General features: G+C 41.5%; 16 protein-coding genes. 7 read left to right on the plus strand and 9 right to left on the minus strand.

The annotated features are described in order from the left end of the window. Positions 1 to 364: 364 nt before the first annotated feature. Together TOL9009_RS0132010 and TOL9009_RS0132015 are read right to left on the minus strand one after the other, a co-directional pair. Positions 365 to 1,225: a 3'(2'),5'-bisphosphate nucleotidase CysQ family protein gene (locus TOL9009_RS0132010; RefSeq protein WP_029637473.1), complete on the minus strand. Its 861-nt coding sequence runs from the start codon at positions 1,223 to 1,225 to the stop codon at positions 365 to 367. A gap of 163 nt (positions 1,226 to 1,388) precedes the next feature. Next, the gene (locus tag TOL9009_RS0132015) at positions 1,389 to 2,264 is read right to left on the minus strand and encodes a sugar kinase (RefSeq protein WP_029637474.1); all 876 of its coding nucleotides are present in this window, start codon (positions 2,262 to 2,264) and stop codon (positions 1,389 to 1,391) included. A 400-nt stretch (positions 2,265 to 2,664) separates the two neighbouring features. On the opposite strand from TOL9009_RS0132015, the gene TOL9009_RS0132020 reads away from it, so the two are divergent. After that, the gene (locus tag TOL9009_RS0132020; protein WP_029637475.1) at positions 2,665 to 2,898 is read left to right on the plus strand and encodes a type II toxin-antitoxin system ParD family antitoxin; all 234 of its coding nucleotides are present in this window, start codon (positions 2,665 to 2,667) and stop codon (positions 2,896 to 2,898) included. A 223-nt stretch (positions 2,899 to 3,121) separates the two neighbouring features. Here the strand turns inward: TOL9009_RS0132020 and TOL9009_RS0132025 are convergent, their stop codons facing one another. Beyond that, positions 3,122 to 5,224, minus strand: coding sequence for a caspase, EACC1-associated type (locus TOL9009_RS0132025; protein ID WP_029637476.1), 2,103 nt, complete (start codon positions 5,222 to 5,224; stop codon positions 3,122 to 3,124). Then, complete coding sequence (locus tag TOL9009_RS0132030; protein ID WP_029637477.1) at positions 5,193 to 5,627, minus strand: ACT domain-containing protein; 435 nt, start codon at positions 5,625 to 5,627, stop codon at positions 5,193 to 5,195. The genes TOL9009_RS0132025 and TOL9009_RS0132030 overlap by 32 nt, the downstream gene beginning before the upstream one ends. A 115-nt stretch (positions 5,628 to 5,742) precedes the next feature. Here TOL9009_RS0132030 and TOL9009_RS46475 point away from each other — a divergent pair, with 115 nt between their 5' ends. From TOL9009_RS46475 to rpsU, 3 genes are all read left to right on the plus strand, one after another. After that, positions 5,743 to 5,979: a hypothetical protein gene (locus tag TOL9009_RS46475; protein ID WP_144238427.1), complete on the plus strand. Its 237-nt coding sequence runs from the start codon at positions 5,743 to 5,745 to the stop codon at positions 5,977 to 5,979. An 84-nt stretch (positions 5,980 to 6,063) separates the two neighbouring features. Next, a complete protein-coding gene (gene rsmI, locus TOL9009_RS41180; RefSeq protein WP_084763424.1) occupies positions 6,064 to 6,978 on the plus strand; it encodes a 16S rRNA (cytidine(1402)-2'-O)-methyltransferase in 915 nt (304 codons plus the stop codon). 186 nt (positions 6,979 to 7,164) lie between these two features. Next, on the plus strand, positions 7,165 to 7,344 hold the full coding sequence (gene rpsU / locus TOL9009_RS0132040; protein ID WP_029637478.1) for a 30S ribosomal protein S21: 180 nt from the start codon (positions 7,165 to 7,167) through the stop codon (positions 7,342 to 7,344). Between the two features lie 343 nt (positions 7,345 to 7,687). Here the strand turns inward: rpsU and pth are convergent, their stop codons facing one another. Continuing rightward, a complete protein-coding gene (gene pth / locus TOL9009_RS0132045) occupies positions 7,688 to 8,320 on the minus strand; it encodes an aminoacyl-tRNA hydrolase (protein ID WP_029637479.1) in 633 nt (210 codons plus the stop codon). Between the two features lie 6 nt (positions 8,321 to 8,326). After that, entirely contained in the window at positions 8,327 to 8,599 is a 273-nt protein-coding gene (locus TOL9009_RS0132050) for a TatA/E family twin arginine-targeting protein translocase (protein WP_029637480.1), read from the minus strand. 86 nt (positions 8,600 to 8,685) lie between these two features. Between TOL9009_RS0132050 and TOL9009_RS48055 the strand changes: the two genes are divergently transcribed. Further along, positions 8,686 to 8,841 carry a hypothetical protein gene (locus TOL9009_RS48055; protein WP_186227739.1) on the plus strand — a complete coding sequence of 52 codons (156 nt, stop codon included), beginning with the start codon at positions 8,686 to 8,688 and terminating at the stop codon, positions 8,839 to 8,841. On the opposite strand, the gene psbH is transcribed toward TOL9009_RS48055, so the two are convergent. Next, on the minus strand, positions 8,830 to 9,033 hold the full coding sequence (gene psbH / locus TOL9009_RS0132055; RefSeq protein WP_029637481.1) for a photosystem II reaction center phosphoprotein PsbH: 204 nt from the start codon (positions 9,031 to 9,033) through the stop codon (positions 8,830 to 8,832). The genes TOL9009_RS48055 and psbH overlap by 12 nt on opposite strands. A gap of 89 nt (positions 9,034 to 9,122) precedes the next feature. Here psbH and psbN point away from each other — a divergent pair, with 89 nt between their 5' ends. Further along, entirely contained in the window at positions 9,123 to 9,254 is a 132-nt protein-coding gene (gene psbN, locus TOL9009_RS41185; RefSeq protein ID WP_038298158.1) for a photosystem II reaction center protein PsbN, read from the plus strand. Positions 9,255 to 9,305: 51 nt separating this feature from the next. Here the strand turns inward: psbN and TOL9009_RS0132065 are convergent, their stop codons facing one another. Beyond that, on the minus strand, positions 9,306 to 12,527 hold the full coding sequence (locus tag TOL9009_RS0132065; protein WP_029637482.1) for an alpha-mannosidase: 3,222 nt from the start codon (positions 12,525 to 12,527) through the stop codon (positions 9,306 to 9,308). A gap of 104 nt (positions 12,528 to 12,631) precedes the next feature. Between TOL9009_RS0132065 and TOL9009_RS0132070 the strand changes: the two genes are divergently transcribed. After that, complete coding sequence (locus TOL9009_RS0132070; protein ID WP_029637483.1) at positions 12,632 to 14,329, plus strand: hypothetical protein; 1,698 nt, start codon at positions 12,632 to 12,634, stop codon at positions 14,327 to 14,329. A gap of 613 nt (positions 14,330 to 14,942) precedes the next feature. Here TOL9009_RS0132070 and TOL9009_RS41190 read toward each other — a convergent pair. Continuing rightward, complete coding sequence (locus TOL9009_RS41190) at positions 14,943 to 15,125, minus strand: hypothetical protein (RefSeq protein ID WP_038298160.1); 183 nt, start codon at positions 15,123 to 15,125, stop codon at positions 14,943 to 14,945. Between the last annotated feature and the right edge of the window lie 40 nt (positions 15,126 to 15,165).

A 15,165-nucleotide genomic window follows, 5' to 3' on the forward strand; every position in this document is an offset into this window, starting at 1 on the left:
GCATTCAACCAATACTTGACTAAATACTACCTTCGATTCGGTGAATCTACTCTCTCACTTTTCTGGCTTCCACTCATAATCATAAAATAGTTTTTACAAAATTAGGATCGTTTAAATAGAGTCCACTGATGACCAAAATCACACATCCTATACTCTTTCATAAATTTTATATTTCCAGGACTTACGCACGAATAATTGAATAACGAACCGCACTCTTACACAGAGGTAACAGAGGAATAAGAGGAGGAAGGGAGTTTTTGCGTAAGTCCTAATATCTTAAAAGATGTTTGGAAGTCCTTAAGCGAGTCTTGGTGCATTAACCAAACTCAAAGTTGGTAAAATAATTTAATTTTTGCGATAAAAATCATATTTTCAATTTATCAAATTCTGCTAAAATTGCTTCAGCTTCTTGGCAAAGTTCCTCATGAAATTGACCATTGCTTGCTAGCAAACCACCCCACTGATTAATATCACCTGTATTATATTGCAATGGCGTACCGTCGAAGTGGGTGTACTTCCCACCAGCTTCTGTGAGAATTAATTCTGGGGCAGCTATATCCCAATCTTTGGGTGCAGATTTACCAGAAAGGGAAATATAAACATCTGCGTTTTGTTCAACGATGGTAGCAATTTTACAACCTACACTACCGACAGCTTTCTGATTAGCAAAGGGCAGTTTTTCCAGCAGATAATCTAATCTTTGATTGCGGTGACTGCGACTGACAACTACAGTTAAATCTTCGATGTTTTCTGGTGATGAAACCTGTATTTTTTGACTTTGACCTTGGCGTGTTTCGACAAATGCACCACCACCTTTTATTGCATAATACAATTTTTCGGCTTCCGGCACAGCTACCACCGCCAAAATTGGGCGTTTTTCTTTCACCAAAGCGATGTGAATCGCATACTCACCAGTTTTTTGGATAAAATCTCGCGTCCCATCTAAAGGATCAATTATCCATACTAATTCTTGACTCAGCGCTGCTTCATCTTTATAAGTTTCTTCGCTAATATAACCAAAATCTTCATTACCCAAACTCCCTTGTAGCTTCTCTAAAATGTATTGACTTACAGCTACATCTGCAACAGTTACAGGCTCATTTTGCTTATATTCCACTTCTAAATCGAAATCTTTTACAGTTCCGTGGTAATAAGATTGTAATATATCTGCTGCCCCCCAACCAACAGAACAAGCGATCGCTAATATTTCTTGTATGTCTTTCATTTATTTTCTTTTATAAATCATCACGATTTTTAATTTAATGGGACTTAGTACAGCTTTGCACAAGTTAGTAGCCTTTTTTAACGCAAAGGAACGCGGAGGGAAGCGCAGAGTGACGCAGAGTTTTTGTGATAAATTTTCGTCATGAATTTATGCAATATTTTACTTAGCACTGTGAATTCATCCAGCGACGTGTTCCAAAAAATTTACATGAATAAGCAGCGATATTAGCCGCCTGTGTAAGTGTATCAGGAAAACTTTCTCGTAAAATATAATTACAGAAAGCACCGTGAAATATATCTCCGGCTCCTAGTGTATCAAGAGGTTGAATCTTTGGTACAACTATAGTGTCAGTTTTCCCATCCCAGAGGTATTCTATTGGTTTTTCTCCGTGGGTAATGGCAATGTAGGGAATATTAATTTTATTAAGATATGCAAAAACTTCTTGACTTGTGTGGCAACCAGGAGGATAAAAATTAGCTGAACAAATCGCGTAATCCACAAAAGGTAAAACTTCCTCAAAACCAGGTTTCCAGCTACCACCGTCAATTACAACTGGGATATTCTGAGATTTCGCAATTTGGGCGATCGCTTTACCAACTTTCATTTGATGTCCATCAATCAGCACAATATCGACGTTTTGTAAAATATCTGGCGGAATAGATTCGCAGTTTGCTTGAGCTTTCACAGCATTAATCGAAACTACAGCGCGATCGCCTGTAGATTGGGTGACAATAATTGAAGAGACGGGTGGTGATTCGGTAGTGTTGCAATCAAGGTCAGCGATCGCTACTTTGAATGCTTCTAAATCCCCTTTGATTAACTGCGTCATTGGGTGAGAACCCAGCACTCCCAATACTGTAGCTTGATTACCTAAATAACTGAAAGTCACTGCCGCATTAGTTGCAGGTCCACCGGCTGCTACAGTATAATCAGCAGCAACAATTTTCTGATTATTCTTTGGGGCAGATTCGGCAAGGTAAATTAAATCCAAAGTTACTAAACCGACAAATAAGCCACGATAGGATTTTGGATTTGTCATCAGCGCTCTTCCATCACTTTCGCCAGATAAAATTTTAAACCCTATTTTTAGGTTAGTCCGCAGAATATCGCAGACGAGCGTTTGTGTAGCTTCGACTTTTAGTGGCTTTTAGAGACTTGTATCATGTCCGGGCAATTAGGCAAACAGACCCGGAACCCCACCCCGCTAAAGCTGCGCTTTAGCTCCCCTCCCCGCTTGCGGGGAGGGGTTGGGGGTGGGGTTCTTTTATTACGGGTAATTTGGCGGACATGATATTAACGGGAAAGGTCAGATTGTGCGATCGCTCCAAGGGAATTATTGCGATCGGCAAGTTAAGATTAGCTCTTTTCACTACACCAGGACTTACGCTGGAACAATACCAAAAAATATTATATATTGGTATTATACAGGAGGAGATTCTATGCAAAAAAATACAAGTGTTACCTTGGGTGAACATTTTGAAGCGTTTATCACCAGTCAGATTGACAGCGGTCGTTTTGCCAGTGCCAGTGAAGCGATTCGAGCGGGACTGCGCCTTTTAGAAGAGCGAGAAATAAAGCTTGCCGCTTTGCAACGGGCATTAACAGAAGGGGAAATCAGCGGATTTGCTGACTATTCTCTCTCAGGATTGCTTGCAGAACTTGACCGTGAATAGGCTCATGTCAGCATTTCGCCTTTATGTTTGCCCTTGTCTACCTGCCAGCGCTTTGTGCCAGTTGCGTAAGTCCTGCACTTGCTAAAATCGCAAGTTTCTTGTATTATAAATAGATAACTCATCCAAAAATCGAAAAATATTTTGATCGCGCAGAGCGCGAGAGAATAAAGAAGGGTAAACAGAAGAAGGGCAGAGTGCTAAAGGGCAAAAGTGTAAAGGGCTACTAAGTCCTCGCGACCACGCCCGCACACACCACCCGAAAACCGAGATCGAGGAAGTCGTAGGCCGGGTCGTAGTAGGAGCGAGAAGCAGAACGGCAGAGTACAGGAAAGCCATACCAAGAACCACCGCGCAGCAGCGGGGAACGATTATAATTCTCACTTACCCAAGCCCTTCCGTTGGCAGGCGCTTCATTATAATTTTGATGCCACTCATCCTGACACCATTCCCATACATTACCATGCATATCAAATAAACCAAAGGGGTTTGCGGAAAAAATTCCCACATCTGTTGTTTGCTGACGATATTCACCCTTTATCCCTGAGCCATAAGTGTTGTTCCCGTTATAGTTTGCCAAATCGGTTGAAATCGTTTCACCAAAATAAAACGGGGTAGTTGTTCCGGCTCTACAAGCATATTCCCATTCTGCCTCACTGGGCAAGCGATAGTTTTTCCCAGTTTTGTTAAATAGTCTGGCACAAAACTCAATTGCATGATTCCAAGAAACGCACTCAACAGGTCGATTAGCACCTTTGAATTTTGATGGATCTAGCTTTAAATCAATTTTAACTTTTTTTAGAACGGCAACGGCTGCCCATTGAGCTTGCGTGACGGGAAATTTACCCATGAAAAAGGGTTGAACTGTGACGGTGTGCTGTGGACTTTCACGATCACGTCGTTCTAGCTCATTCTCTGGTGAACCCATAAGAAACTGACCACCGGGAATCGCAACCATCTCCAGAACTACACCATTACCCAAGTCTTCTGTAAAAAACTCGGTTCGTCCGCGACTGCGATTAATTTTATAGGGTTTTCCCAAACCAAACAGTCCTGATTTTACTACGGTGGCAGTGTCGAACTCAAACGGCTGAGTTTGAATTCTTGGGGGAGATTGTGGTTGAGAAATAGGTGTAGATGATTCCCTTTCTCGTGGTTTTTGTAATTCTGCTTGCTGTCTTTGATATTTGGCTCTTTCTTCCTCTTGGTGTAATCTTTCTGCTTTTTTTTGCTCACGCTCATATTCGGCTTGTTTTGGGTCAAGCACTCGTTGTTTAATTGGTGCTATATCTTCATCCCTAAGATTCAGCAATATCTGTAAGCGTTGCAATCCATTGCGGTTTTTTTCACTAATCGGGAATTGCTGTTGTATTATCCCAGATAAAGCTTGCTGATAGCGTTGCAATTTTTCCTGTCGCTGCCGATAGGGTTCGAGAACTTCAAACTCAATTGCATTAGCATCTTCATCTGATAATTCCAAATTATTCCGCATTTCGTTTAGATAAAAGCGATTGCCAAGAGAAATCTCTCCTTCATCCTCAAGGGCAATATTATTAAATTCTTTACGATATTTTACTTTTGGGTCATCTTTAGGTGACTTTGCGAGTAAAATCTTATGACCTTCCTCTACAGGGTAAAACTTAGGAGTCATTGCCGGAGCCGCTTCTTGCACCTTGCTGCTAGTATACTCATGGAGTTCATCAACCGAAATCCAGCCATCCCCATCTTTATCAGCGGCGCCTTTTTCAATCCCTTCTACTAAATAGCGAGTGTAAATAGATAGTTCTGAACCTTCTTGCTCAAAAGAGTACTGCGTAGAAGTCGAAGAAGTGAGAATTGCCCTTCCCTTACCGCCTAGCTGCTCTTGCACATTTACGCTACCATCATCTTTGACGGACATTCCTTGAGCGATCGCACCACTAAAACAACAATCCAGGATAATTACAATTCTTTGAGAACGGCTATCGTTCATATTATCGTGCAGAACACTAGCAGCGACGGCTGAAGGTGTTACTAACTTATTATTTAGTTTTTTAGTCGTGCAAGTTGACAGATAAAGCTTACCTCTTTCATCTTTAATTCCATGCCCAGAAAAGTAAAATAGCAGCAAGTCATCTTTCTGGCGATTGTGAAATAAGTTAAAGATCGCATCTTCTATATCCTGCCGTTGAGGATCTCTCAGTACAGTGATATCTGATAAAGCAAAGTTCCCCATGTCTGGGTTTACTAAAACTCGCTGCATTGCCTCAACATCTTTGACAGCACTTGGTAGGGGGTTTAAACCAAGCTCATATTCACTAACCCCGATCAGTAGTGCTATCTTCGCCATCTTTGCTATCTGATATATTTTTGGTATTGTTCAGAAAATCCTGCGCTTGCTGCATAGCGAATTCAAATTCTTTGCGACTACCCGCTTCTAAGTTGAGTTCTCTACCATCAGGAGTTTTAAGTGCCAGTTTAATTGGTTTGTTGCCGAAGCGATCGCTCAAAAAGCCAAACAAAGCTTTTATATTGACTGGGTTAACTTCAGCAGTTAAAACCCCCCACAAAAAGCCCCCCAAAGCCTTTGCACTTCGCGGGGTTCCTGTAGCTGCCACTAAATCTGCTTCTTCTACCCCATCCACCTCTCTTACCTGGGGTAGCAAATTTTCTACTTCTGCTTGCAACTCCTGGTCATCTAAATCGGGATCTGATAGGGAAATTGTCACTTGAACATTAGATGTGGTTGCCATAATAATTTCAGTATCTTCTTTAAATAAATTGTATAGGTTATTCTAGTATATCTAAGTTCGACTTTATCGAAGATAGCTAAGGTCACTTTCAATACGGTTCGGATAAGATTTTTTGATGAAAATTATAGATCACAAAGACGCGATAAATCGCCGTCTCTACAAAGGACTTTTTATTGTAAAGACGGCGATTTATCGCGTCTCTTGCCTTAACCGAACCGTATTGAGGTCACTCTCACAGAGCGATCGCAGAACTTTTCGGTCTTTTGAATCAAGTACAGATTTATCTGCGTCCATCTGCGTAGCCTGCGGCAAGCCGCTTCGCGTCTACATCTGCGGTTCCTTAATTCCTTGATATATTGCACCCAACTGATAACCGCTATAGTTAGTGGATAATTGTAGACTGTTGAGTGTTGACTAACAACCAAAAAAATGAAGAATGCAAACCGATCCTAAACCAGGAACACTTTACATAGTCGGGACACCAATTGGCAATCTGGAAGATATGACTTTCCGGGCGGTGCGAATTTTGCAAACTGTAGATATAATTGCCGCAGAAGACACACGCCATACAGGTAAACTGTTACAACATTTTCAAGTTAAAACACCACAGATAAGTTACCACGAGCATAATCGTCAAAGTCGCATCCCGGAATTATTAGAGCATTTAAAGAACGGGAAAGCGATCGCTCTGGTGACAGATGCAGGTATTCCCCTAATTTCCGATCCAGGATATGAATTGGTGAAAGCTTGTATTGATGCGCTTTTACCAATAGTACCAATTCCTGGTGCGACTGCTGCAATTACAGCTTTGAGTGCAGCCGGATTGCCTACAGATAGATTTGTCTTTGAAGGCTTTTTACCCACAAAAGCGCAACAACGGCAAGAACATTTAGAGTCTCTACAGACAGAATCTCGCACTATGATTTTCTACGAATCGCCGCACCGATTGCGAGAGACTTTACAAAAGTTAGCAGAAATATTTGGAAGCGATCGCCAAATTGTCTTGGCACGGGAGTTAACAAAATTACATGAAGAATTTTGGCGGGGAAGAATTGGGGAAGCGATCGCAACTTATCAAAATCGCGAACCAATTGGCGAGTATACCTTAGTATTAGCAGGAATTCCACCCGACAAACCGCAACTGAGCGAAGCCGAACTAAAAGCAGAATTAATCGCAATTATGAGTCAGGGAATATCGCGATCGCAAGCAAGCCGTGAGTTAGCAAAAGTTACATCCTTACCCCGACGCCATCTTTATCAACTCGCTCTTGCCATCAAAACATTTGACCAAGAGCCTGATATCATAAAAGAAGACATAATCGGTGGAGATGAATTACCAATTCAGGATTAAAATAGATTTTCTCCAACATCCGACAAAGGCTGATTGTCAGTGAGTAGTAGTTTTACTACCATTAAGTGCATAAAACCAACTTGGGCACAATAAATTGTGTCTAATCATCATTATGAAAAAAGCAGTTTCAATGCAATTGAGGCTACTATTACAATGGAAATTATTCATAATGAGGAACAAGTCAGAATGACCCAAGTGGTTTTAGGAGACAACGAAGGCATAGATTCGGCTCTACGTCGCTTTAAACGCCAGGTTTCCAAAGCTGGAATCTTAGCCGACGTGAAGTATCATCGCCACTTTGAAACACCCATAGAAAAACGCAAACGTAAAGCAGTAGCAGCTAGACGAAAACGCCGTTTTAAATAAACCTATTTTGTAGTGGCTTGCTTAATGACATAATGTTAAAGAAGCCACAGCCATTCAATATCATTATTAAACAAAGTTTCGCGATCGCACCCCTTCTTGGGGTGTGATATCATCTCCGGAAAATTACTTATGATGTAAAGACGTTCCGGCGGAACGTCTCTACGACGGTTGCGACGTTTTTATTACTGTTAATTAAACGGACATGATATGAGTCCGTTGCTATAATAATATACAATAAATTTTAGCCTCTCCTAGTTTGTAGTGAGCGGTTTACCGCTCGTCTAGTCGGGATTTTAACGGCTAAAGCCGTTACTACATTAAAGAGCGTCTAATTATCAATAACTTAAGATTGAGAATTGCTGATAGTATAGCTATTACAGCGATTCATCGCCTTTTCTACTCCTTGCTTTAGGCTGAGTTCTACACACTCTACTACGAATTGGAGAACCTCAGACATCAATTTAGTTTCGCTGGCAGAAAATCGCCCTAGAACGTGGGATACAGTATTAGAATCATCGCTACTATCAGCATTTTTTGGTTTACCAATGCCGATTCGCAAACGGGGAAAGTTTTGAGTACCAAGATGAGCGATCGCGCTTTTCATTCCATTATGTCCCCCAGCGGAACCAGATAAACGCAAGCGAGTTTTTCCTAAAGGTAAATCCATATCATCATAAATCACCAGCACCGACTCAGACGGCAATTTGTACCAACTTGTCACAGCTTGCATTGACTGTCCTGAGAGATTCATATAAGTAAGTGGCTTCAGTAATCGGATTTTCTCTCTATTTGGTGCAATTCCTTCGCCAAATTCACCTTGAAACTTGCGATTTTCCGTTAAAGGAATCTTCCAAGAACGAGATAGCGCATCCAAAGCTGCAAAGCCAATATTATGGCGTGTTTTATCGTACTTAGGTTCTGGATTCCCCAAACCGACAATTAGCTGGGGAATTACCATCGTCACAACTTCTGTCATTTGCCCTTAGCTTTGATGTGAAGAACTAGCAGTATCCTTCTGTGTTGAAGACGCTTCAATTTGCTTTGGTTCAAGTTCAGCAGTAGTTTTCACAGCTTCTTCCAATTTTTCAGCTTCTCGCTTAAACTCGTTTTGAAACTCCGACGAAGCTTCTTGAAAGCCACGAATAGCTTTACCCATACTACGTCCAATTTCTGGCAGCTTCTTAGGACCAAAGATTAACAGCGCTACTACCATAATTAGACCCATTTCTGGCAAACCAATACCAAATATATTCATGATTTTTCATCCTTTAAACGTTGGTGGATGGTGGATAGTGGATAGTGGATAGTGGATAGTGGATGGTGGATGGTGGGTAGTGGATAGTGGTAAATCTTAACAACCAACGACTATCAACTAACAACCAACAACCAACAACTAACAACCCTCCAGTTAATTATAAAAAAACCCGGACAAGCCGGGGAGTGCGATCGCTTGCAAGAACGCAAGATGAAGCTATATCGCATTACTTAGCTGCCTAAACTCCGCCAATCTACGTTTACATCCTGAATGAGTAGTGAGGAATTGTAAACTTGAAGAATAATCAGCAAAAACACGAAAAATAACAGCATAAAAACAGCCATCACAGGAGTCGTACCCCAACCAGGGGCTACTTTACCATACTCAGAGTTCAATGGTCTGAGTATATCTCCCAACCTAGTTTGTTGTGCCATAATTCACCTTTAAATTAGAGTTGCACTCGTCTTTTTTTAATCTTCTGTAATATTCTATAAGAATAGCACTCATAATTTATTTTTTGATTATGGAACCCGCAACAGTTCTTATCATTTCTGTATGTGCAGGGGTGATCGCCATCACCGTAGCATCGATTTATACTTCTTTTGGTCCTCCAAGCAAGCAATTAAACGATCCTTTTGATGACCACGAAGATTAAAATCTTAATTGTAGTAAGCGCTTCAGCGCTGAAGCGCCGACTACGAAGATATCAAAATTCAGAAATAACTTTGAAACTGGAAATTTTCCAAGGCTTTATGCTATGAGATGAAGATTCAGTGGTGGACAAATGACGTTCCAACAAATCCACTGAATCTGCCAAACTTAACTTCAAATCGCTTGTTAAAGCCAACTCAGCGGTTTCTCCGTGACATTCATAACACCGGAGAATCCATTGTTGGTTATCTTCGCCTTGCTTAAATGCCATTAAAATTAAGTTATCGGCTGATAAATTCAAGAAACTCATGCTTTCAACCGCGCTGAGTTGTGAATTTGCAACTTTGGCTGGGTTTAATATAACTTGCAATGGGGTATTCAATTCATACCCACGCCTTACCGTATGAGCAGATTCCCAACTACCAGCGTGGGGATATAAGGCATAGGTAAATTCATGAAAGCCTTGATCAGCTTCTGGGTCAGGCCATTTAGGACTGCGTAATAGTGTGAGACGTAATTGCTGCGGTTGACTGTCGTAACCATATTTACAATCATTCAGCAAACTAACACCGTAAATAGATTTATCTTGTTCCTCAGTTAAATCAGCCCAACGTAAAGCCGGGACTTCCCATTTTGCTTTTTCGGCTGGGGTTTCGCGTTTAGTTGGACGCCGAATTGCACCACAAGGAATTTCAAAGGTAGCTATTGCAGCTTCGACATTCAGCCCAAAAGCTGCTTTCACCAAAACTTGACTTTCTTGCCAATTAGCAGTGGTGGCAATTTTCAGCATGGGTGAACCAGCTTCTAAGATATAATCTTGACGAAATTCTGATTTTCCTAATTGACGCACCACCCGCAGGCGATTTTGGACTACGCCTTGTTCTAACCATTGAATTGATTTAAGCTGCGTTGGTGGTAAAGGATGCTCGGCATAATTTGGATCGATATTCCAAGCATCCCAATATTGTCCACTATCTTGGAAAGCTTGTAGTTGATTACCACCTGTTTGAGAAAGAACTTCTCGATGATTAACTTTGTCAAAAATACTCGATAAATCACCATTTTCTTCATCAACAATGACTCTTAAAAAATCATTTTCTAAAGTAAAGATGCGATTAATCGCGTCTCTACTTTTTGGGTCAAAATGTTCTTGCTTTCGCAAACCCGTTTTGCTATCATCATGATGTGCACTGCTATGGTCATTTTTAGGGTTAAGAGGACAGAGCCAGAAAATGCGATAGCCAAGAGAGGGGATATCCCCAGCAACAAAAATAAGCTCAGACGGTTCCCTAAGTTGACAAGGCAAGGCAACCCCAGCCAAGTTGTATATAGAAGCTTCGGGAAAAGAATCAGGTAAATCAACAACAACAACCTCAGAACGCTGCCAATTCAGGGAGTTAAAGACGAAAATGGGTAAACTGTCAGGGTGTGGTGGTTCTGGTAGAGTAATGTGAGATGCGATCGCACTCAATGAATTTTGCAATATTTCCGAGCCAACTTGTTCCACCTCCTGCCAAGTTGGAAGTGCATCCGTATAAACTTCAGTAATGGAAGAACCGGGCAAAATATCGTGAAACTGGTTAAATAACACCTTTTTCCAAGCCGCTTCTATTTCTCCCTTCGGATAGGTAGCTTTACAGATGATTGTCGCCAAAGCCGCAAAAAGTTCAGCTTCGTACAATAATCCTTCACAACGACGATTCCAACGTTTTTGATCAGCGTGAGTAGTATAGCATCCGCGATGGAATTCTAGATAAAGTTCGTCATTCCATGTGGGGAAAGAATTGTCTCCTTGTCTCCTTGTCTCCTTGTCCCCTTGTCCCCTTGTCCCCTTGTCTCCTTCTCTCCTTGTCTCCTTAATCTGCTGCAAATACTTCTCGGCGGTGGTGAATTCTAACTTCGGGAAGAAAGGCGACTTTGAAAAGCGTCGGGCAGTTTCTAACATATCACGAGTGGGACCGCCACCGTGATCGCCTACACCAGGAAGCCAGAGAGAATCTTGTAAACCAGTTTGACTTTGCCATTCACAAGCATATGATGCCATTTTTACCGGATCGATGCCTTCCCCGATCAGCGCAGACATATAACTAAATACTTCACTACCATCAGGCGATCGCCACCAAAAAGCGCCATAATCAAACTTAGTAGTATCATTCCAGCGCAACTTCTGAGTCACAAAAAACTCAATTCCAGCCAAAGCTAAAAATTGCGGTAAAGTTGCACAGAAACCAAAAGTATCCGGAACCCATACAATAGTCGAAACCTTGCCAAACCTTTCCAACACATATCGCTGACCATATAATAACTGACGAGCGATCGCTTCACCCGAAATCAAATTAAGTTCCGGTTCAACCCAAAAACCCCCCAAAACCTCCCAACATCCAGCCGCAACAGCTTTTTGAATTGCTGCAAACAAATCAGGACGATATTCTTCAACCCAAGCATAAAGCGCTGGAGTCGAATAACAAAAAATCAACTCCGGAAAATCCTCCTGCAACTTCAAAACCGACTCAAAAGTACTTTGTGCAGCCTGCCAAGTTTCACTCACCCGCCATAACCATGCTAAATCAAGGTGAGCATGACCCAACAAATAGATTTTAGATATTAGATTCTCAATTTTCGATTCAACAAGATTTTGACGCATCGCCAAAAGTCTTCTCTCCAACTCTTCCTCTGCGTCCTCTGCGTCTCTGCGGTTCGTTATCTTTGCCAAAACATCCAACTTATCCGGTGCAAACCTTTCTAAAAAACACAACAACACAGCCAACTCATCAGCCAGAAAACCCGGATCTAAGCCATTATTAGATTCATACACCAAAAGCGATCGCATCAACCCCCCATCACAATGTCCCGGACTTGTCAACCGTACAGCAACAATAAACTCCTCCCCTGGTGTCACCCCATCACTCAGTAACACCCTCGGCGAACAATCAAACAAATCACCCTCAAGCGCCAACTTGCCATTAACATAAACCTTAGCGGAATCCGCCCACCAAGTCAGCGCCAACCGCAAACACAACCCAGCCAAAGGAAAAGAATGTAAATTCTCAGGAACTATCAACTTTTGCGCCAACCATAGCACTTTTCGCCCTCCAGTCCAAGCAACGTGTCCTTTTTCATTCAAATCAACAGGTGTCCAAAAAGACAATTCCGATAGCGTAATATCTGAAACAGCCAAATCAGCTTTCTTATATAACCAGGTAGATTGAACATTTACTTGACAACAAGAGCGTAGTAGCTCAATTGCTTCCAAAATCAATTTAGTAGGAGGGGTCATATTTTCGCTAAAATGATGGCACTTACTATAATTAACAACTTGTCGTTTTTATTGCTTGACCTAAGTCCAATAAATAACGACGCGCTCAATAAAAGTTCATAACTATGCCTTCTGCTTCCTCCAATCGTTATCAAAGCAGACTATTCAACTTTGTTCATCGGCAATCGCGGCATTTAGGCGATCGCTTGGATAGCACTTTTCGCCATCTGCAAGTCGCGACAAAATGGTCATTACAAGCACTCTTTTATCCAGTAGTTTTACTGGTGCAAAAAGCACTCGAATCATCTGATAAACAACTCCACGCCCAAGCGCCACAAAACAGGCTAAAGTTACAAACAAATAATATCCATTCTCAACCAGATGTTGATACACCGATTCAACGAGTGTTACAAGCGCTAGAAGACAAGGAGACACGGAGTCAAGGAGACAAGGAGAGTGTAAATAAAAGCTTCTTAGGATTTAAATGGTTTAAATTTTTTCCAAATAAACCCAGCGCATCTAGTCTAAATTCATCTTCAACGGGTCACGCCATTCCTGCCCGACTTGCACAGGGGGAGTCGGGCAGGAATGGCGCTCCAGGACTCTTTACTGGGGACTGGGGACTAGGAAGAGTTTTCTTTAAAACCTGGTTGGGGTCTGAATCCCGTTCCAAGTATCCTGTGTCCCCAGTCCCTAATCCCCAGTCCCCAGTCCCTTTTTCCACAGTGCGGGGAATAGCCAGCCACTTGGAAAATCACAATTTGGTACTCGTCACCGCCGAGAATGAAATTCTCGATATTTTAACACGCGAACAACAAGAAGAATTACAAGATAGGATTATTGGCGAAATTGCAGATTACTGGCATTATTGGCGGTTGGCGACAGAAAAACAACATACACAACTGTTACCAGAAATTGAGAGATTGTTGCAAAAATTAACAGGTAATGCGAACATTACACCTGCCTTACCCGAAGCAATGCAAACACAAGCTTTAGTCAATGCTGAGGAAGTGTTAGCATTTCTTGATGCATCTATGGCGAAGTTAGAATCAAACGCTTTAACGCCTTTGTCTAGCGCCACATTACAGGTACAACAACGCAGCCTGGAAATTATTAAAGTTGTCCAAACTCAGTTAAACATATTTATTTACGGCAAAGAATTAACAGTTCGTGGTGAAGATATTCAAAGCGATCGCTTGCGAATTCAGGCAATAATTGAAGCTGCGGTAAATTACTTTTTTGGAGAACGCACTGGTAAAAAACTTGACGCATCCCCACCGAAAAGTAATGTTTTCCAAGCTAACCAGCGCGATCGCTACTTGCCAAACCAAGATTTAGTTGCAGATCCTTGGCTGAGTTGGGATGATTTATTTGGCGATTTTGAACCGATTGATCAAGAAACTAGACCAACAAAAAATCAGGCTTTACCTGGTAGCCAATCACCAGGATATCTACAAAACTGGCTTAATAGTTACCAAAATATCCCGAAAAAACCAGCTTCAAAATTAGTAAAACGACAAAAACCAACTACTGACTTAACTCGAACTGAAAAAGCATCGGGAAAACTGCTGAATCGAAAATCAACTGAATCGAAGATTTCCCACGTTAGAACTAGTAAAGGGGAACTTGCTCAAAAGCAGCGATCGCAAACAACTGAAATTGAGGCTAAACCCGATTGGATAGAAACCAAAGCAACATCAGTCGAGTATGAAAAGCATCCTTTAGAGAGAATTTTAGCATGGCTTGATGCCGCGTTGCTTTGCTTGGAGGAGAAGTTTGTGAGACTTTTTCAGTTGTTGCAGCAGTTTTGGCTAGGGAAATAGAATCACATCTGACAATCCTAGTTTACAAAAAAGTGTATTTTGTCAATACGCCTAAAGATAGAAATAAACTTGTCTAAGAATGATAAGCGATCGCTCTTTTATGATGCGTTATCTAATCCCAAGAGACGTAGCAGCGCTACGTCTCTACATTCATTTTCGGGCGTTGCTGAATCGGGTATGAAAATAATTTTATATAATATTAAAATCCCTGTAGAGACGTTCCGGCGGAATCGGGGTATGAAAATAATTTTATATAATATTAAAATCCTTGTAGAGACGTTCCGGCGGAACGTCTTTACAAGGATTCATACATCAATTCAGCAATGCCCATTTTCGGGTCTAATGGCAAAATTATCTTTCCAGTCAAATTTAACGCAGGGATTCAAAAATTATTGATGTTGTCATCAAACAAAATAGGTTGACACTCTTCGTCCTAAAGGATCGAAGATTCTTAAGACTTCACAGCCTTAATATCCTGCTATACAGGTTCCCAGGCTCACCACGTTTGCCCGAAGGGCGTAGTGATATCTCCTCAAGGTTGTTCCGGGCGTTTACTTTCCCGCAGTCCACGGGTAGGTTTTATTTAAATGAGTTGTACTCTCATGTAACTATTTTAGTACAAAGCTGTGCTAAAAGCACAGGGTTTTAAACCCATTTTTTCGATAATTCCCAGCCTACCAAACCAATCTTCGGCAAAGGGCAGCAGCATTGCGAAAATATTCAAAGCCCCAAAACTGATTGATAGAACGTAGGCGATCGCCTTATTCTGAAGCATTTTATCAGGATATATGGTCATGGAAGGTTGTTAGCGTTGTTCTTTTCTCAAAAAACCTCCA

Origin of the sequence: [Scytonema hofmanni] UTEX 2349 (assembly GCF_000582685.1) — a bacterium.
Lineage (GTDB): Bacteria > Cyanobacteriota > Cyanobacteriia > Cyanobacteriales > Nostocaceae > Hassallia > Hassallia hofmanni.